Origin of the sequence: Vibrio sp. 10N.222.55.C6 (assembly GCF_041473395.1) — a bacterium.
Taxonomy (GTDB): Bacteria; Pseudomonadota; Gammaproteobacteria; order Enterobacterales; family Vibrionaceae; genus Vibrio; species Vibrio crassostreae_C.
Genome location: NZ_JBFRSD010001042.1, coordinates 1 through 207 on the forward strand (window position 1 = coordinate 1; position 207 = coordinate 207).

General features: G+C 46.4%; 1 protein-coding gene. It reads left to right on the forward strand.

Annotation, left to right across the window (positions count from 1 at the left end):
• Positions 1-207: beta-ketoacyl synthase chain length factor (locus AB4486_RS27460; RefSeq protein WP_372119960.1), on the forward strand; the 207-nt coding region annotated here is incomplete at both ends.

The following is a 207-nucleotide window of genomic DNA, read 5'->3' on the forward strand; positions in this document are numbered from 1 at the left end:
ATCGAAGCTTATCTTTACCTTCATCAATATCCGTCGCATCGAGTGTTAGTTATCGATTTCGACCAACCTCTGCCCGAGCTCTACCAAGAGTACGAAACACAGAACTTTGCTGATTATGCGCTGGGCTTAATGCTCACCGCTGGCAGTGAATACTCTATTACTAGGACAGTAGAGACCAACCAAGCATCTTCCGTGTTACCACAAGGG